This is a genomic window from Microbacterium sp. (genome assembly GCF_047972865.1).
In the GTDB taxonomy this organism is placed as follows: Bacteria; Actinomycetota; Actinomycetes; order Actinomycetales; family Microbacteriaceae; genus Microbacterium.
Genome location: NZ_JBKEAY010000054.1, coordinates 1 through 16,804, shown reverse-complemented (window position 1 = coordinate 16,804; position 16,804 = coordinate 1). Strand labels below are relative to the sequence as shown.

Genomic DNA, 16,804 nt, shown 5'->3' with positions numbered 1-16,804 from the left:
ACTCGTCGAAGGCGCCCAGATCCAGGGCTGGAAAGCAGCCCTCAACGCCCTCGCACTCGCCCACCCCGACCGGCTTACCAGACACATCAACTAAAACATTCCGGAACTCGCATACACAAAGTACTTGACAAGCTCTCGCCGCCGTCGATGACGTCTCCGCGGTGCAGCAGATTTGCTCGAGCCTGGGGCCGACCCAGATCGACGCTCTGCTGCGCAAATGGCTGGGGCCTGCTGCCGCACCCGTTCCCGGTCGCGGACCAGGCGGCGGGGTTCCGGTATGAGATCTCGGTCCTGCAGGCCGAGTTCTCTCTGACCCAGATGTTGGACGGCCCGGTATCGGGGCGGATCTTCTTCGAACAGGTCATCCGCGACAACCTCGATATCGGGCGGCCCGATCAGGTCTCGCTGATCTTCGACCGGCGTGTCCGTGGTGGCCGCAAACGCCCGACACCAGGCAGGTTCCGCACCCGGGTGATCACCGCGGAGGTCACCCCGAGCCTGCACGTGGACTACAAACACGCCACGATCAAGCAGTACCACAAGGAAGGAAGAGCACTACGAACCGAGACCACGATCAACGACGCGTACGACTTCGGGATCGGGAGAAGACTGACCAATCTGCCTGCCCTGTGCGAGATCGGCTTCACCGCCAACAAACGTCTCCTCGACGTTCAACGACTCAGCCACGACCCCTCCCAAGGACAACACGCGTTCACCGCCGTCACCGACCCGGTCACCACCGATACCGGCACCCGCGTCGCGGGACTCAGATTCGCCGACCCCCGGGTCATGGCACTGCTGCACGCGGTGCTGGTCTTCCGCCTCCTGCCACACGGATTCACCAACCGCGACCTGCGTGACCTGCTCGGCCCGTTGCTGGGCACAACGATCACGGCCGGGCAGATGACCTACGACCTGCGTCGGCTACGCACACACGGTCTGATCCGCCGCATCCCGCACAGCCACCGCTACCAAGTCACCGACACCGGGCTGGAACGTGCACTGTTCCTCACCCGCGCGCACGACCGCCTCCTGCGCGCCGGGATGGCCGACATCACCGACCACCACCAGCCCGGCCCACTCCGCACAGCGACACACACCTATGACCACGCCCTCGACCAACTCCTGCAGCAATCCCGACTCGCGGCCTGAAACTTGACCCGAAAATCCGGCTCCGCCGGACCAAGCCTTCTAGTTGACAGACCCCGACCTGGACCACCGCGCCTACGCACCCGTACTCCGCCAGGCAGACCTGCCAGCCCAGGCCACCGTCCCCTGGTGGGGAAACCGCACCCTGCACTACGAAATCGCCTGACGCCCTTGCAGCCAACCAACTGCGTGGAAATCCGCGCTAACTGTGACGGAACTCCACGACGTCGCCGTCCTGCATGATGTAGTCCTTGCCCTCGAGGCGCGCCTTGCCGCGGGCGCGCGCGTCGAGCACCGAGCCGGCGTCCATCAGATCGGCGAACGAGATGACCTCGGCCTTGATGAAGCCCTTCTCGAAGTCGGTGTGGATGACACCGGCCGCCTGCGGCGCCTTCCAGCCCTTGCCGATCGTCCAGGCCCGCGCCTCCTTGGGGCCGGCCGTCAGATACGTCTGCAGTCCGAGGGTGTCGAACCCGATGCGGGCGAGCTGGTCCAGGCCCGACTCGTCCTGCCCCGTCGAGGCCAGCAGCTCCGCGGCATCTTCCGGGTCGAGGTCGATCAGCTCCGACTCGATCTTCGCGTCCAGGAACAGCGCCTGCGCCGGCGCGACCAGCGCCGCCAGTTCCGCGCGTCGTCCCGTGTCGGTGAGCACCGCCTCGTCGACGTTGAACACGAAGATCACCGGCTTCGCCGTCAGCAGCCCCAGCTCCCGGATCGGGGTGAGATCGAGATCCGACGTGGACAGCAGCACGCCCCGCTCGAGGGCATCCTTCGCCTCGGTCGCCGCGACCAGCACGGCCGGGTCGGCCTTCTTCCCCTTGACCTCCTTGTCGTAGCGAGGGATCGCCTTCTCGAGGGTCTGCAGATCGGCGAGCATCAACTCCGCGTTGATCGTCTCCATGTCGGATGCCGGGTTCACCGCACCCTCTACATGCACCACGTCACCGTCCGCGAAACCGCGCACCACCTGCGCGATCGCATCGGCCTCGCGGATGTTCGCGAGGAACTGGTTGCCGAGCCCCTCCCCCTCGCTCGCGCCCCGCACGATCCCCGCGATGTCGACGAACGACACTGTTGCCGGCACGAGCCGCTCGCTGCCGAACACGTCGGCGAGTTGCTGCAGCCGCGGATCGGGCAGATTCACCACGCCCACATTGGGCTCGATCGTCGCGAACGGGTAGTTCGCCGCGAGCACCTGATTCTTGGTCAGCGCGTTGAAGAGGGTCGACTTGCCGACATTGGGGAGACCGACGATGCCTATTGTGAGAGCCACGGGCATCCAGTGTACGGGGATTCCGCACACCTCCCCGGCGCGCCTGCACGACCCCGCCTGCGTGAGGCGCGATGCTGAGGACCGTGCCCCTGGACTTCACCGCCATCGACTTCGAGACGGCGAACTCCTCCAGCGCCTCCGCCTGCGCCGTGGGTCTCGCCCGTGTCCGGGACGGACGCGTCGTCGCCTCCGACGGATGGCTGATCCGCCCCCCGTCCGGCCACGACCGCTTCTTCGAGGTGAACATCGGCATCCACGGCATCCGGCCCGCCGATGTCGCCGGCGCCGACTCGTGGAGCGACCAGCTGCCGCGGCTGCGCGCCTTCATCGGCGACGACGTCCTCGTCGCCCACAACGCCGGCTTCGACATGACGGTGCTGCGCCGGGCCTGCGAGACCACCGGCGAGGCCTGGCCCGCGAGCCAGTACGTGTGCAGCGTGCAGGTCGCCCGCAAGACGTACGACCTGGCGTCGTACCGCCTGCCAATCGCCGCTGCCGCCGCCGGGCACCTCGACTTCGCCCACCACGAAGCCACCGCCGACGCCCTCGCCTGTGCTCAGATCATGATCGACTCGGCTGCCCGCGCCGGGGCGACCGACGTCGTCGAGCTCGCCATGCTGCTCGGTGTGCGGGTGCCGCAACTGCCCGTTGCCGAACCGATCGGCGTCGCGATCGGCTGAATGTCGGAGGTCGCCCCCATCCTGGGGGTATGGATGCCGTCACCGTTCCCCTCCTCGTCATCGGCTGTGTGCTGATCGGCCTGATCGCCGGCTGGTTCGCCGGCGCCGCACGCGAGGCCGCGCGGGCCGCGCAGGCCCGGGAGAGCCTCGCCGCGCGAGCTGCCGCCGCCGAGTCCGCCGCCGCGTCACTGACCGAACAGCTCGACCGGCAGCACGCCCTCCACCGGGAGAGCGCGGCTCAGGTCCGCACCGACACCGCAGCCCGCGAGGAACGTGACCGCCGCGAACAGACGGTGCTACGGGCCCTCGCTCCGGTGCACGACACGTTGCAGGCCATGCAGCAGAAGGTCGACGAGCTCGAACGCGAGCGCCACGCGCAGTACGGGACCCTCGCCGAACAGCTGCGGCGCGCACAGGAGTCGGACGAAGCCCTCCGGGTCACCACCGAGTCGCTCGCCGGCGCGCTGCGGACGACAACGACCCGCGGCGTGTGGGGCGAGACCCAGTTGCGCCGCGTCGTCGAGTCCGCCGGCCTCACCCGCTACGTCGACTTCGACACGCAAGCCGCCATCACCTCCGACGCCGGAGCGGGACGCCCCGACATGATCGTGCGCCTGCCGGGAGACAAGGCACTCGCCGTCGACGCGAAGGTTCCGCTCGACGCGTTTCTGGAGGCGAGCGCCATCGCGGTGACCGCGCAGGGCGCGGACGGCGCGCGCCGCGCGGACCTCCTCGTCCGGCACGTCAAAGCGGTGCGCGCGCACGTCGACGCGCTCGCTCGAAAGGCCTACTGGGCGGGACTTCCCGCCAGCCCCGAGTTCGTGGTGTGCTTCCTGCCGAGTGAATCACTGCTGGCCGCGGCGCTGGACGAAGACCCCACCCTGCTCGACTACGCGTTCACCCGTCGGGTCGCTCTCGCCTCCCCCGTCAACCTCTGGGCTGTGCTGAAGACGGTCGCCTTCACCTGGACGCAGCAGAACGTCTCCGACGAAGCCCGCACGCTGTTCGACCTCGGCACCGAGCTGTATCAGCGGATCGGCACACTCGCCACCCACGCCGACGAACTGCGAAAGGCGATCGAACGGACCGTCACCAGCTACAACCGATTCGCCGGCTCGCTCGAGTCGCGCGTGCTCGTCACGGCGCGCAAGTTCCCCGGCATCGACGACACCAAACTCGCCGCCGCGGCCGAGCCGCAGCAGATCGACACGGCACCGCGCGGCTTCACCGCACCGGAACTGGCCGAAGCCGAGTCACACGTCACGACCGGATCAGACGCGCACGGCGCCGCGGACCTCGGTGACGTCCGCAGGCGGATCGACACCTCAGAACCGGCCGTCAGCCGCCCGGGAAGAAGTTGACCAGACCGATGATCGCCGCCGATACCCCGACGAACCCGCCGATGAGCCACCAGGCATTGATCTGGTGCCCCTCGGGCGCACGACGGCGCAGCAGGACATCCGGTCGTCGCGACGGGTCGATCGGGATGCTGATCTGCCCCGTGCGAGGCGGCTGAGCTGCGGTGGACATGTGGGCCCCGTTTCACATCAGTTGAGTCGCGTCACACAACGGTCACCATTGTGCCAGACGAGCACGCGCAGAACCGTCATCCCGCTCCGAACGCTCATCTCGATCCGATCACATCGTCGGGCGCGCAAGGCCGCAAATCAAAACCACTTCGAAGCGAGATGCTCCGACGAGATCCGGCGCAGCGTCCCCGACGCGCCACGCAGCACCACCGACTCCGTGTACACGTGGTCCTGTGCGCGACGAACACCCGCCACCAGCTCGCCGTTGGTCACGCCGGTCGCGACGAAGATCGTGTTGTCGCCGCGCACCATCTCGTCGGCCTCGTACACGTGATCGTCGAACTTGAGCCCGGCGTCGATACCGCCCTGCTTCTCGTCGTCGTCGCGCGGCCACAGCCGACCCTGGATGTGCCCGCCCAGAGCCTTGATCGCGCAGGCCGTGACGATCCCCTCCGGGCTGCCGCCGACCCCCACGCACATGTCCGTGCGCGCGTTGTGGCGGGCCGCATTGATGCCGCCGGCGACATCACCGTCGCTCATCAGCCGGGTGCCCGCACCCGCCTCGCGGATGTCACTGATCAGCTGGGCGTGCCGGGGACGGTTCAGCACCGACACCACCAACTCGTCGACGGGCTTTCCGAGCGCTTTCGCCAGCAACCGGATATTCTCCCCGATCGGCAGTCGGATGTCGACGACACCCACGCCAGCGGGCCCGGTCACGAGCTTGTCCATGTAGAACACCGACGACGCGTCCAGCATCGCCCCCCGGTCGGACACCGCCAGCACGGACAGCGCGTTGTTGCGCCCCTCCGCCGTCAGCGTGGTCCCGTCGATCGGGTCGACCGCGATGTCGCACTGCGGACCCCGCCCCGTGCCGACCTCTTCGCCGTTGAACAGCATGGGCGCATTGTCCTTCTCGCCCTCGCCGATCACGATCACGCCGCCGAAGTTGACCGTCGTGAGGAACGCGCGCATCGCATCCACCGCGGCCCCATCGGCGAGTTCCTTCTGGCCGCGCCCGATGAACGGCGCGGAACGGATCGCGGCCGCCTCGGTGGCTCGGACCAGCTCAAGAGCGAGGTTTCGGTCGGGATGCAGCGGACTCATGTCGGCGGTCAGACTCACCATGACGCCAGCCTACGCGGTGGCGACCGTCGCACGCGGAGAAATCTGCTCTCCGCGGCACGGAACCGTCCCGGTAGAGTTGCCGGTGAACCCACCCCCAGATTTCCGAGGAGCAGACATGCCCGTCGCCACCCCCGAACAGTACGCCGACATGATCGATCGCGCGAAGGCGGGCGCATTCGCCTACCCGGCGATCAACGTCTCGAGTTCGCAGACCATCAACGCCGTCCTGCAGGGCCTCACCGAGGCCGGCTCCGACGGCATCCTCCAGGTGACCACCGGCGGGGCGGACTACTTCGCCGGCCAGACCGTGAAGGCCCGCGCGACCGGCGCCCTCGCCTTCGCCGCGTACGTCCACGAGGTCGCCAAGAACTACCCCATCACGGTCGCCCTCCACACCGACCACTGCCCCAAGCCGGCCCTGGAAGACTTCGTGCTGCCGCTGATCGCCGCCTCGGAGGAGGTCGTCGCCGGCGGCGGCAACCCGATCTTCCAGTCCCACATGTGGGACGGGTCGGCGGTGCCGCTGGCCGAGAACATCGAGATCGCGAAGGAACTGCTCCCGCGCCTCCACAACATCAACGCGATCCTCGAGGTCGAGATCGGTGTCGTCGGCGGCGAAGAGGACGGCGTCACGCACGAGGGCACCAACGATGCCCTGTACACCACCACCGGCGACGTCGCACAGGTCGTGGAGGCCATCGGCCTCGGCGACCAGGGCCGCTGGATCGCCGCGCTCACCTTCGGCAACGTGCACGGCGTCTACAAACCCGGCAACGTCAAGCTCAAGCCGGAACTGCTGGGCGAGATCCAGGAGGGAATCGCCTCGAAGTTCGGCACCGGTCCCAAGCCCCTCGACCTCGTCTTCCACGGCGGCAGCGGTTCGACCGACGACGAGATCGCGCTGGCGGTCACCAACGGTGTCGTGAAGATGAACATCGACACCGACACCCAGTATGCGTTCACCCGCTCCGTCGCGGGATACATGTTCTCCCACTACGACGGTGTCCTGAAGGTAGACGGCGAGGTCGGGAACAAGAAGCAGTACGACCCGCGCGCCTGGGGCAAGGTCGCCGAGTCGGCGATGGCCGCCCGCGTCGTCGAAGCCACCCAGCAGCTGGGCTCACACGGCCAGTCGCAGAGCTGACTCCACGCAGAGAATGCCACGGGCGTGCGGCGCACCCCGTGGCATTCTCACGCCGGGGCGCGGAACACGTCGAGAATCGTCGGCGCGTCCGCCGGTCGGTCGACGACCACGATCTCGTCGCCGGCGCGCACCGTGCCGGGCGTGACCACCCGCAGATACGGCCCGAGCCGGCGGGCGGCGGCGAAGCGCTTCACCCAGCCGCGTTCGTGCTCGCCGCCGATCCAGCGGGCGAAGGTCTGGCACGGCGTCCGGGGCATCGTCACTTCGAGTTCGACGCGCCGGCCGATGCGCCACCGCTCCCCCACCCGCGCCGCGTTGACGTCCATGCCGGTGGTACGGAGGTTCTCGCCGAACACCCCCGGGCGCAGCTCGCGGTCCAGTTCGCGCGCCCAGAAGTCGGCGTCCTCCTGCGCGTACGCGTAGACCGCCTTGTCCGGCCCGCCGTGGTGCTTGCGGTCGGCCTGCACATCGGCATACACCCCGTAGCGCCCGATCCTCACGTCGCCGTCGACGGCACGCTTGTCGATCGCGGTGACGCCGACGGACCCGGCATCCGGGCGCAGGCGGACGACCGCGCAGACGGCGAGCAGAGTGGCCACGCCGTCATGCTATCGGTCACGACAGCGAGGTCAGGTGCTCCACGACGGCCGGATCGCCCAGCAACGGCACCGCCGCGCACGTGCCCGCAATGAGGTATGTGACGAGGGCCCCGACCAGCGGGATCCACCACGACACCCGCCGTCGGCGCAACGACCACCACGACAGTGCCGCCGTGAGCGCCCACCCCGCCACCAGGACGACGGCGACGATGATGCCCCACTGCCGCCCCTGCGCCTGGTTGGTGAACACCGCGTCGATGCCGACGACCTCCATCCAGGTGTCGACGAAACCGGAGAAGTCGACCACCTGCGGGATGGTGCTCACCACCGTGAACAGCCCGTATGCCAGCAGGACCAGGGTGACGATGCGATCGGCAGCACCGACCGGGCGGGCCGCGGACGTGGTCGCCGGGGCTGTCGGCGGGTGCGGGTGGTACGCCGGTTCCGCGCCATCGGCCCCCGAATCGGCGATCCGCGCGGGCTGTTCCTCCGGCGTCGCGTACTCGCCGTACTGCGGGCGGTCGTCGGGGTCGGTCATGCGCGCTGCCGGCCGCCGCGGGCCCGATCGTCGCGCAGCTCCTTCGGCAGCGAGAACATCAGGTCCTCCTCGGCGGTGCGCACCTCCTGCACGTCGGCGTAGCCGGCCCCGGCGAGGTCTGCCAGCACCTCCCGCACCAGAACCTCCGGCACCGATGCCCCCGATGTGACGCCGATCGTCTCGACGCCCTCCAGCCATTCTTGCTGGACCTGGTGTGCGAAATCGACGCGGTACGCCGCACGCGCGCCGTGCTCGAGGGCGACCTCCACGAGGCGGACGCTGTTGGACGAGTTGGCCGAGCCGACGACGATGACCAGATCGGCGTCGGCGGCGATCTTCTTGATCGCGACCTGCCGGTTCTGGGTGGCGTAGCAGATGTCGTCGGAGGGCGGGTCGGCCAGCTCCGGGAACCGCGCCCGGAGGCGGCGCACCGTTTCCATCGTCTCGTCGACCGACAGCGTCGTCTGCGACAGCCACACGACCTTCGTCGGGTCGCGCACCTCGACCCGGTCGGCCTCGGCGGGCGAGTTGACGACGGTGACGTGACCCGGTGCCTCCCCCGCGGTCCCCTCGACCTCTTCGTGCCCGTCGTGACCGATCAGCAGGATCTCGTAGTCGTCGCGCGCGAATCGCACCGCTTCGCGGTGCACCTTGGTCACGAGCGGACAGGTCGCGTCGATCGCCTGCAGACCCCGATCGGATGCCGCCTCGACCACGGCGGGTGACACACCGTGCGCGCTGAACACGACGTGCGCACCGGGTGGGACCTCGTCGACCTCCTCGACGAAGATCGCCCCCTTGCTCTCCAGTTCGGTGACGACGTGGATGTTGTGGACGATCTGCTTGCGCACGTACACCGGCGCACCGAACCGCTCCAACGCCTTCTCCACGGCGACCACGGCGCGGTCCACCCCCGCGCAGTAGCCGCGCGGGGCGGCCAGCAGCACCCGCTTGTGTCCGGGCACCGGGTTATCCTGGAGCCGCCCCGGCGCCCCGGGCACTCGGGGGACGGGCAGGCGCACGGCGGAAGAACTCACGGTGCGATTCTACGGACGCCGCGCCGGGCGCGGGTCACCGCAGGACTCAGGAAGGGGATCGATGACGTCGTTCCAGCCCGAGGCGGGGCAGCAGCAGCCGCCGGACAGCGTGCATCCACGCGAATCGACCCCGCAGGCGCCGACCTCGATCTCCCGGCTGAACGAGACCATCCGCGACGCGGTGCAGCGGTGGGGAACAGTCTGGGTCGAAGGTGAGATCACGACCTGGAACGTGCGCGGCGGTCACGTCTTCGGCCGACTCAAGGATGCCGCGACCGACGCTGCGCTGTCGTTTCGCGTGTGGTCATCGACGCGACAGCGGCTGGCTGCCGACCTCGCCGTCGGCGATCTGGTCGTGGCCTGCGTCAAGCCGGACTACTTCGTCAAGACCGGTGACTTCGGTTTCACGGTGTCGGCGATGCGTCACACCGGGCTCGGCGACCACCTCGAGAAGCTGGAGCGGCTGCGCACGCAACTGCGCGCCGAGGGTTTGTTCGATCCGTCGCGCAAGAAGAGCATCCCGTTCCTCCCGCAGCTGATCGGACTCATCACCGGCGAACGCAGCGACGCCGAGAAGGACGTGCACCGCAACGCCGAGATGCGCTGGCCCCATGTGCGGTTCCGCACGGTGTACGCGGCGGTGCAGGGCGAACGTTGCGTGCCGGAGACACTCGCGGCGCTGGCCAGCCTGGATGCCGATCCCGACGTGGACGTCATCGTCATCGCGCGCGGCGGGGGAGATCCGCAGACCCTCCTGGGCTTCAGCGACGAGCGGCTCCTGCGCGCGGTGGCGGCCGCGACGACGCCGGTGGTGTCGGCGATCGGCCACGAGAACGATCACCCCTTGCTCGACGACGTCGCCGATGTGCGCGCCTCCACCCCCACCGACGCGGCGAAGAAGATCGTCCCCGACGTCGCCGAACAGCGCGCCCTCGTCTCCCAGCTGAGGTCGCGGGCACGCACGCGCCTGACCCAGCGCGTCGCGCACGACATCGCCCAGCTGCAGCAACTGCGGTCGCGGCCGGTGCTGCGCGACCCAGAATCCTTGCTGACCGGGCGGGCGCACGAACTGTTCACCCTCGTCGGCCGCGGGCGCGACGTGGTGGGTCGGCGCCTCGACGCCGCGCGCAGCGACACCGCCGAACTCCGTGCGTCGCTGCGCGCCCTCTCTCCGGGCGCCACCCTGGCGCGCGGATACGCCATCGCCCACCTCGACGGCGGCGTCATCGTCCGAGACGCGTCGCAAGCCCCCGCCGGCACCCGCGTGGCCGTGACCGTCGCGCGCGGTTCGTTCGGCGCACGCTCGGACGGCGAGTTCGCCGAGCAGGCCTCCCCGGCGCCTGACGAGGTCGGCGACCAGCCCTAGGATAGTGCGCATGACCACGCCCGACGAGCAGATCGCGTCGTTGACGTTCGAGCAGGCCCGTGATGACCTCGTGCGTGTCGTGACCGAGTTGGAGCAGGGGGCGCCGACGCTGGAACACTCACTCGACCTGTGGACGCGCGGCGAGGCTCTCGCAGCACACTGCGAACAGTGGCTGCTCGGCGCCAAACGCCGCCTCGACGCCGCCCGGCCGGCGACGGAGGAGTGATGGCGGTCGCCAAGCGCGTGGTGGCCGAGCTCGGCCGCCCGGAGACCCCCGACGAGACCGCCGCCCGCAAGGCCGCCGCCAGTCACGCCTATCGATCGAGCCAGACGTTCCGCAACCTCATCGCGGCGCTGCTGGTCACCGTGGCCGTCGTCGCCGTCGCCATCCTGGTGGTGCCGCGCGGCGAACTGGCCGAGCCGGACCCCGTGGACGTGCCGGCGATCGCCGCCGGCGTGGCCGACGCCCAGGACCGCGTCGTGGTCGTGCCCGTCGTTCCCGACTCGTGGCGCGCCAACGCCGCCGGCGTCGAGGGCCAGACGTGGCAGATCGCCTACGCGCCGGGCACCGGCTTCGTACGCGTCGCGCAGCGCTTCGACGCCGACGACACCTGGGTGGCGGCGACGCTCGACGGGCGGGCGCCGACCGGCACGCGGGAGATCGACGGCATCGTCTGGGACGAGTTCGACCTGCGCGGGGACGACATCGACTACGCCCTGGCGACTTCGGCGGGCACCGATGCCGTGCTCGTGTACGGTTCCGGCGCGGACGACGACGTCCGCGCCGTCGCCGCCGCGCTCGGCGACGACATCCGCTCGATTCAGGGGTCCGCGCCATGACCGACGGTCACCGCCCCGACCCGCGGACGGTGTGGACGCAGATGCAGAAGGGCAATGCCCGATTCGTCGCCGGCACCCCGCGTCATCCGCGTCAAGACGTCGACCGGCGCGCCGTCCTGGCGGGTGGCCAAACGCCGCGCGCCGCGCTGTTCGGCTGCTCGGACTCCCGCCTAGCCGCCGAGATCATCTTCGACGAAGGTCTCGGCGACCTGTTCGTCGTGCGCAATGCCGGCCAGGTGGTCTCCGACTCGGTGGTCGGGAGCCTCGAATACGCCGTCGACGTGCTGCGCGTGCCACTGATCGTGGTCCTCGGTCACGACGCGTGCGGGGCCGTCCGGGCCGCGATCGAGTCGACCGCGCTCGACGCCCCGCCGCTCCCGCCGAACATCTGGCGGTTGATCGCCCCGATCGTCCCGGCTGTCAAGCGCGTGATCGCCGCGCACGGCGACCAGGCCCTCACCCCCGACACCGTCGACGCCGAAGAAGTCGGACGCGAGCACCTGCAGGACACCGTCGCCCAGCTCCTCCACGCATCAGAGCTGATCAGCGACGCCGTGGCCGATGGCCGACTCGCCGTGGTCGCCGCCAACTACCGCCTGACCGAAGGCACCGCCGTGCCGCACATGATCGTCGGTGACGCCGACGGTCCACTCCCCCCGCAGTCCCCTGCACACACCAAGGAAACGAGGACGTGACCATGACCGATTCCGGCGACTACCGCATCGAGCACGACACGATGGGCGAGGTCAGAGTTCCCCGCACCGCTCTCTACGCCGCCCAGACCCAGCGCGCCGTGGAGAACTTCCCGATCTCGGGCACCGGCCTCGAATCCGCGCAGATCGCGGCGCTGGCGCGTGTGAAGAAGGCCGCCGCCCTCGCGAACAAAGAGCTCGGCACGCTCGACGGTGCGATCGCCGATGCCATCGCCGCCGCCGACCAGGTCATCGCGGGCGGATTCGACGACCAATTCCCCGTCGACACCTACCAGACCGGGTCGGGGACGTCGTCGAACATGAACATGAACGAGGTGCTCGCCACCCTCGCCACCCGCGCCCTGGGCTCCCCCGTGCACCCCAACGACCACGTCAACGCCTCGCAGTCCTCCAACGACGTGTTCCCCACCTCGGTGCACATCGCCGTGACTCAGGCGTTGATCGACGACCTGATCCCGGCGCTCGACCACCTTTCGGTGGCGCTGGAGGCCAAGGCCGAGCTGTGGCGGGACGCGGTCAAGTCCGGTCGCACCCACCTGATGGACGCCACCCCGGTCACGCTGGGCCAGGAGTTCGGCGGGTACGCGCGGCAGATGCGCCTGGGGATCGAACGGGTGCAGGCCGTGCTGCCCCGCGTGGCGGAGATCCCGCTCGGCGGCACCGCCGTCGGGACCGGGATCAACACCCCCCTCGGATTCCCGCAGAAGGTCATCGAACTGCTCGCCGCCGAGACGGAGCTGCCCATCACCGAGGCCAAAGACCATTTCGAGGCGCAGGCCAACCGGGACGGGCTCGTGGAGAGCTCCGGCGCGCTGCGCACGATCGCCGTGTCGCTGACGAAGATCAACAACGACATCCGCTGGATGGGCTCGGGGCCCAACACGGGACTCGGTGAGCTGCACATCCCCGATCTGCAGCCGGGGTCGTCCATTATGCCCGGGAAGGTCAACCCGGTCGTCCCGGAGGCCACTCTCATGGTGTGCGCGCGCGTCATCGGCAACGACGCGACCGTGGCGTGGGCCGGCGCCTCCGGCTCGTTCGAGCTGAACGTCGCGATCCCCGTCATGGGGACCGCGCTGCTGGAGTCGATCCGGCTGCTCTCCAACGCGTCGCGGGTTCTCGCCGACAAGACGATCGACGGGCTCGAGGCGAACGTCGAACGGGCCGCGGCGTTCGCCGGCATGTCGCCGTCGATCGTCACGCCGCTCAACAAGCTCATCGGGTACGAAGCCGCCGCCAAGATCGCCAAGCACGCCGTCGCGCAGGGCATCACCGTGCGCGAGGCGGTCATCGACCTCGGCTACGTCGAACGCGGCGAACTCACCCAGGAGCAGCTCGACGACCGACTCGACCTGCTGTCGATGACCCACCCGGGTTGATAATCGGAGGATGACTCGACGCAACTCGACGCAGCGGCCCGGCCTCGGGTTGCTGATCGCAGTGACGGCCGCGGTGCTGGGCCTGACCGGCTCGGCGCTCATCGTCGTGTTGGCGTTGGACGGCCGCCCCATCCCCTGGGAGGTCGTGATCGTCTTCATTGTCGGCTCGGTCCTGACGCTCGTCATCGTCGCCGTGGTGGGCTGGGGCATCCTCGGTCACACCGATGCCCACACGGCAGCCGATTCCGCCGACACCTCGTTCGCGACGCACCGTCAGCTGCTCGACGACATCCGCCACGAGCTGAAGACGCCGATCACGATCGTGCGGGGCCACCTGGAGTTGATGGACCCGCACGACAGCGCCGACGTGGCCGCGATCCGCCAGCTCGGCATCGGAGAGCTCGACCGGATGACCCGGCTCATCGGCGACATCGACATGCTCGCGACCATCGAGACAGGCACGTTCTCGATGGTCAACGTCGACCTCTCGCTGCTGACCCTCCGTGTCTCCGAGTTGGTGGCGGTGATCCCCGACCACACCTGGACGGTCGAGCAGCGCGCCACCGGCATCATCCGCGGCGACCGTGACCGGCTGCTCCAAGCGTGGCTCGCCCTGGCCGACAACGCCGCCAAATACACCCCCGCTGGCAGCACGATCCGCATCGGCAGCGCCATGAACTCCGGCGGCGTGCAACTGTGGGTGCGCGATCAGGGGCCCGGCATCCCGCCCGCGGCGCGTCACCGCATCTTCCGGCGCTTCGACCGCGGCGGCGGCAAGAGAGCCGTCGGCGGGTCGGGGCTGGGGCTGGCGATTGTGGATGCGATCGCGAAGGCGCACGGCGGATACTGTACGATCGCGGACACACCCGGTGGTGGGGCAACGTTCACTCTGGAGTTGTCGGTGGGGACCGGAGCGGCAGCACCTGTGCCCGTCCGTGCCGGGGATGTCCTGATGCAACGGGAGGCACTGGAATGACTCGCGTCCTCGTCGTCGACGACGAACCGCACATCGTCTCGCTGGTCACGCGCGGGCTCCGCGGCGAAGGGTATGACACGATCGTCGCCGAGGACGGCGGCGAGGCCCTCGACATTGCTCGCCACGAGTCGCCCGACCTCGTCATCCTCGACGTGGGGCTGCCGGGCATGGACGGGTTCGAGGTGCTCCGCAACCTGAGGGCGTCCGGGTACAGCGTCCCGGTGATCATGCTGACCGCGCGCAGCGGCACCGACGACACGATCGAAGGCCTCGACGCCGGCGCCAATGACTACATGCCCAAACCGTTCGAAGTCGCCGAGCTCCTGGCCCGGGTGCGCTCGCGCCTGCGCGAGCGCGGTGTCGGGTCGGCCACCGTCTTCACGCGCGGCGACGTGACCCTCGACATCCTCGCGCGGCGCGTCACGCTGGCCGGCAAGGAGGTCGACCTGTCCGCGCGGGAGTTCGCCCTCGCGGAGCAGTTCCTGCGCCACTCCGGCGAAGTGCTCACCCGCGAGATGCTGCTGAGCCGCGTGTGGGGCCTGGACTTCGATCCCGGGTCGAACATCGTCGATGTGTACGTGCGCTACCTGCGCACCAAACTCGGTTCCGGCAACATCGCCACCGTGCGCGGCGAAGGCTACCGCTGGAACTGAGCCGGCGCGTCAGCTGAGCTCCCCGGCCTCCAGCAGGTCGGTCACGAGCGCGGCGATCGCCGAACGCTCGGAGCGCGTCAAGGTGACGTGCCCGAACAGTTCCTGCCCCTTCAGCGTCTCGATCACCGAGGCCACGCCGTCGTGGCGTCCGACGCGAAGGTTGTCGCGCTGACCGACGTCGTGGGTCAGGACGACGCGCGAGTGCTGCCCGATCCTGCTGAGCACCGTCAGCAGCACGTTGCGCTCCAGCGACTGCGCCTCGTCGACGATCACGAAAGCGTCGTGCAGGGAACGCCCGCGGATGTGGGTCAGCGGCAGAACCTCGAGCAGACCCCGCCCCACGACCTCCTCCAGCACGTTCCCCGAGACGACCGAACCGAGGGTGTCGAACACCGCCTGGCCCCAGGGGTTCATCTTCTCGCCCTGGTCGCCCGGGAGGTAGCCGAGTTCCTGCCCGCCGACGGCGAACAACGGCCGAAACACGATGATCCGCTTCTGTTCCTGCCGCTCCAGGACCGCTTCCAGCCCCGCGCACAGCGCGAGCGCCGACTTCCCGGTGCCCGCGCGACCGCCCAGCGATACGATCCCGACCTCGGGATCGAGCAGCATGTCGATGGCGATCCGCTGCTCCGCCGACCGGCCGTGCAGCCCGAAGAGGTCGCGGTCGCCGCGCACCAGCCGGAACGTGCCGTCGCCGGTGACGCGGCCCAGGGCAGATCCGCGCTCGGAGCGGATGATGAGGCCCGTGTTGACCGGCAGACCGCGGACACTTTCGCTGATGGCGACCTCGCTCTCGTAGAGGTCGCTCACCTCATCTCCGGACAGGTCCACCGAAGCGATCCCGGTCCAGCCCGAGTCCACCGCCTGCTCGGCGAGATACTCCTCCGCCGGGAGGCCGAGCGACGCCGCTTTCACGCGCATCGGCAGGTCTTTGGAGACGACGGTGACGTCGTGGCCCTCCTGAGACAGGTGCATCGCCACCGCGAGAATGCGCGAGTCGTTGTCGCCGAGCCGCATCCCGACCGGGAGCACCGACGGGTCGGTATTGGTGAGTTCGACGCGCAGCGTGCCGCCGTCGCCGACGGCCACCGGGTAGTCCAGTCGGCCGTGTTCGACCCGCAGTTCGTCCAGGTGCCGCAGCGCCTGGCGCGCGAAGTAGCCGATCTCGGGGTCGTGGCGCTTGCCCTCCAGCTCGGAGACGACCACCACGGGGACGACGACGGAGTGTTCGGCGAACCGGAAGAAGGCCCGTGGATCGCTCAGCAGGACCGACGTGTCCAGCACGTACGTGCACAGGCGCTGTTCGGTGTCGGCCTCGTCCGTGTCGGTGACGTCACGATGCTGCTGCCGTGTCCGCGTGGTCACAACCCACTCCCCGCCCCGGGTGTCTCACCCGGTTGTCGCGAGTCGACCTGGGTCACGAGTCGTGTGAGGCCGACTCGACCGGGCTCCTTGCCCGGTGATACGACGCTAGAGCCCCGCCGCCACGACCACGGCATCCGACACGCCGCGGGACGGTTACCGGTGCGTTAACTCCAATACGGTTGAATTAGGGGACGATTTGGACGGCTGTGATGCCGGCGGCGGTGGGTTGGGGCCAGTTGCGGGGGCGGGCGCGTTTGACGGGCCATCGGGTGTCTGTGCGTTTGACGACGCGGGGGTTGGAGCGGGGCTTGCGGTTGGGTAGCAGCCTGCGGGTGAGTTCGTTGATCGCGTGGTGCCAGAGCCGTGCGAAGACGTTCTCGCGGTCAGGGTGCTGAGGGGGGAAAGGCGCCTTGCTGGGCGATGGAGCGGCGGGAG

At 69.3% G+C, this 16,804-nt stretch carries 18 protein-coding genes; 11 read left to right on the top strand and 7 right to left on the bottom strand.

Annotated features, from left to right (window positions below):
• Positions 1-318: 318 nt before the first annotated feature.
• On the top strand, positions 319-1,152 hold the full coding sequence (locus tag ACK5KK_RS03225; protein WP_416888653.1) for a hypothetical protein: 834 nt from the start codon (positions 319-321) through the stop codon (positions 1,150-1,152).
• A gap of 199 nt (positions 1,153-1,351) precedes the next feature.
• On the opposite strand, the gene ychF is transcribed toward ACK5KK_RS03225, so the two are convergent.
• Positions 1,352-2,422 (bottom strand): redox-regulated ATPase YchF, encoded by a 1,071-nt coding sequence (gene ychF, locus ACK5KK_RS03220; protein WP_416888652.1) that lies wholly within the window; start codon positions 2,420-2,422, stop codon positions 1,352-1,354.
• Positions 2,423-2,505: 83 nt separating this feature from the next.
• On the opposite strand from ychF, the gene ACK5KK_RS03215 reads away from it, so the two are divergent.
• Positions 2,506-3,102, top strand: a complete 597-nt coding sequence (locus ACK5KK_RS03215) for an exonuclease domain-containing protein (protein ID WP_416888651.1) — start codon at positions 2,506-2,508, stop codon at positions 3,100-3,102.
• Positions 3,103-3,131: 29 nt separating this feature from the next.
• Positions 3,132-4,463 (top strand): DNA recombination protein RmuC, encoded by a 1,332-nt coding sequence (locus ACK5KK_RS03210; RefSeq protein WP_416888650.1) that lies wholly within the window; start codon positions 3,132-3,134, stop codon positions 4,461-4,463.
• On the opposite strand, the gene ACK5KK_RS03205 is transcribed toward ACK5KK_RS03210, so the two are convergent.
• Complete coding sequence (locus tag ACK5KK_RS03205; RefSeq protein WP_416888649.1) at positions 4,441-4,632, bottom strand: UDP-N-acetylmuramyl pentapeptide phosphotransferase; 192 nt, start codon at positions 4,630-4,632, stop codon at positions 4,441-4,443. The two genes, ACK5KK_RS03210 and ACK5KK_RS03205, sit on opposite strands and share 23 nt — an antisense overlap.
• 137 nt (positions 4,633-4,769) lie before the next feature.
• Positions 4,770-5,759, bottom strand: a complete 990-nt coding sequence (glpX, locus tag ACK5KK_RS03200) for a class II fructose-bisphosphatase (protein ID WP_416888648.1) — start codon at positions 5,757-5,759, stop codon at positions 4,770-4,772.
• A 115-nt stretch (positions 5,760-5,874) separates the two neighbouring features.
• Between glpX and fbaA the strand changes: the two genes are divergently transcribed.
• Positions 5,875-6,903 (top strand): class II fructose-bisphosphate aldolase, encoded by a 1,029-nt coding sequence (gene fbaA / locus ACK5KK_RS03195; RefSeq protein ID WP_416888647.1) that lies wholly within the window; start codon positions 5,875-5,877, stop codon positions 6,901-6,903.
• A 47-nt stretch (positions 6,904-6,950) separates the two neighbouring features.
• Here the strand turns inward: fbaA and ACK5KK_RS03190 are convergent, their stop codons facing one another.
• From ACK5KK_RS03190 to ACK5KK_RS03180, 3 genes are read right to left on the bottom strand one after another with little or no spacing between them, the layout of a single operon-like run.
• Positions 6,951-7,502: an MOSC domain-containing protein gene (locus tag ACK5KK_RS03190; protein WP_416888646.1), complete on the bottom strand. Its 552-nt coding sequence runs from the start codon at positions 7,500-7,502 to the stop codon at positions 6,951-6,953.
• A gap of 16 nt (positions 7,503-7,518) precedes the next feature.
• Entirely contained in the window at positions 7,519-8,040 is a 522-nt protein-coding gene (locus ACK5KK_RS03185) for a DUF6264 family protein (RefSeq protein ID WP_416888645.1), read from the bottom strand.
• The gene (locus ACK5KK_RS03180; RefSeq protein ID WP_416888644.1) at positions 8,037-9,077 is read right to left on the bottom strand and encodes a 4-hydroxy-3-methylbut-2-enyl diphosphate reductase; all 1,041 of its coding nucleotides are present in this window, start codon (positions 9,075-9,077) and stop codon (positions 8,037-8,039) included. Before ACK5KK_RS03180 ends, ACK5KK_RS03185 begins: the two co-directional genes overlap by 4 nt.
• Before the next feature lie 61 nt (positions 9,078-9,138).
• Between ACK5KK_RS03180 and xseA the strand changes: the two genes are divergently transcribed.
• From xseA to ACK5KK_RS03145, 7 genes are read left to right on the top strand one after another with little or no spacing between them, the layout of a single operon-like run.
• A complete protein-coding gene (xseA, locus tag ACK5KK_RS03175) occupies positions 9,139-10,443 on the top strand; it encodes an exodeoxyribonuclease VII large subunit (RefSeq protein WP_416888643.1) in 1,305 nt (434 codons plus the stop codon).
• A gap of 10 nt (positions 10,444-10,453) precedes the next feature.
• Entirely contained in the window at positions 10,454-10,669 is a 216-nt protein-coding gene (locus ACK5KK_RS03170; protein ID WP_416888642.1) for an exodeoxyribonuclease VII small subunit, read from the top strand.
• A complete protein-coding gene (locus ACK5KK_RS03165) occupies positions 10,669-11,283 on the top strand; it encodes a DUF4245 family protein (RefSeq protein WP_416888641.1) in 615 nt (204 codons plus the stop codon). The genes ACK5KK_RS03170 and ACK5KK_RS03165 overlap by 1 nt, the downstream gene beginning before the upstream one ends.
• Positions 11,280-11,978 carry a carbonic anhydrase gene (locus tag ACK5KK_RS03160; RefSeq protein ID WP_416888640.1) on the top strand — a complete coding sequence of 233 codons (699 nt, stop codon included), beginning with the start codon at positions 11,280-11,282 and terminating at the stop codon, positions 11,976-11,978. The genes ACK5KK_RS03165 and ACK5KK_RS03160 overlap by 4 nt, the downstream gene beginning before the upstream one ends.
• A gap of 2 nt (positions 11,979-11,980) precedes the next feature.
• Entirely contained in the window at positions 11,981-13,375 is a 1,395-nt protein-coding gene (locus ACK5KK_RS03155) for a class II fumarate hydratase (protein ID WP_416888655.1), read from the top strand.
• A gap of 10 nt (positions 13,376-13,385) precedes the next feature.
• Entirely contained in the window at positions 13,386-14,351 is a 966-nt protein-coding gene (locus tag ACK5KK_RS03150) for an ATP-binding protein (protein WP_416888639.1), read from the top strand.
• A complete protein-coding gene (locus ACK5KK_RS03145) occupies positions 14,348-15,004 on the top strand; it encodes a response regulator transcription factor (RefSeq protein ID WP_416888638.1) in 657 nt (218 codons plus the stop codon). The genes ACK5KK_RS03150 and ACK5KK_RS03145 overlap by 4 nt, the downstream gene beginning before the upstream one ends.
• A 9-nt stretch (positions 15,005-15,013) precedes the next feature.
• Here ACK5KK_RS03145 and ACK5KK_RS03140 read toward each other — a convergent pair whose 3' ends face one another.
• On the bottom strand, positions 15,014-16,300 hold the full coding sequence (locus ACK5KK_RS03140; RefSeq protein WP_416888654.1) for a PhoH family protein: 1,287 nt from the start codon (positions 16,298-16,300) through the stop codon (positions 15,014-15,016).
• Positions 16,301-16,804: the final 504 nt, after the last annotated feature.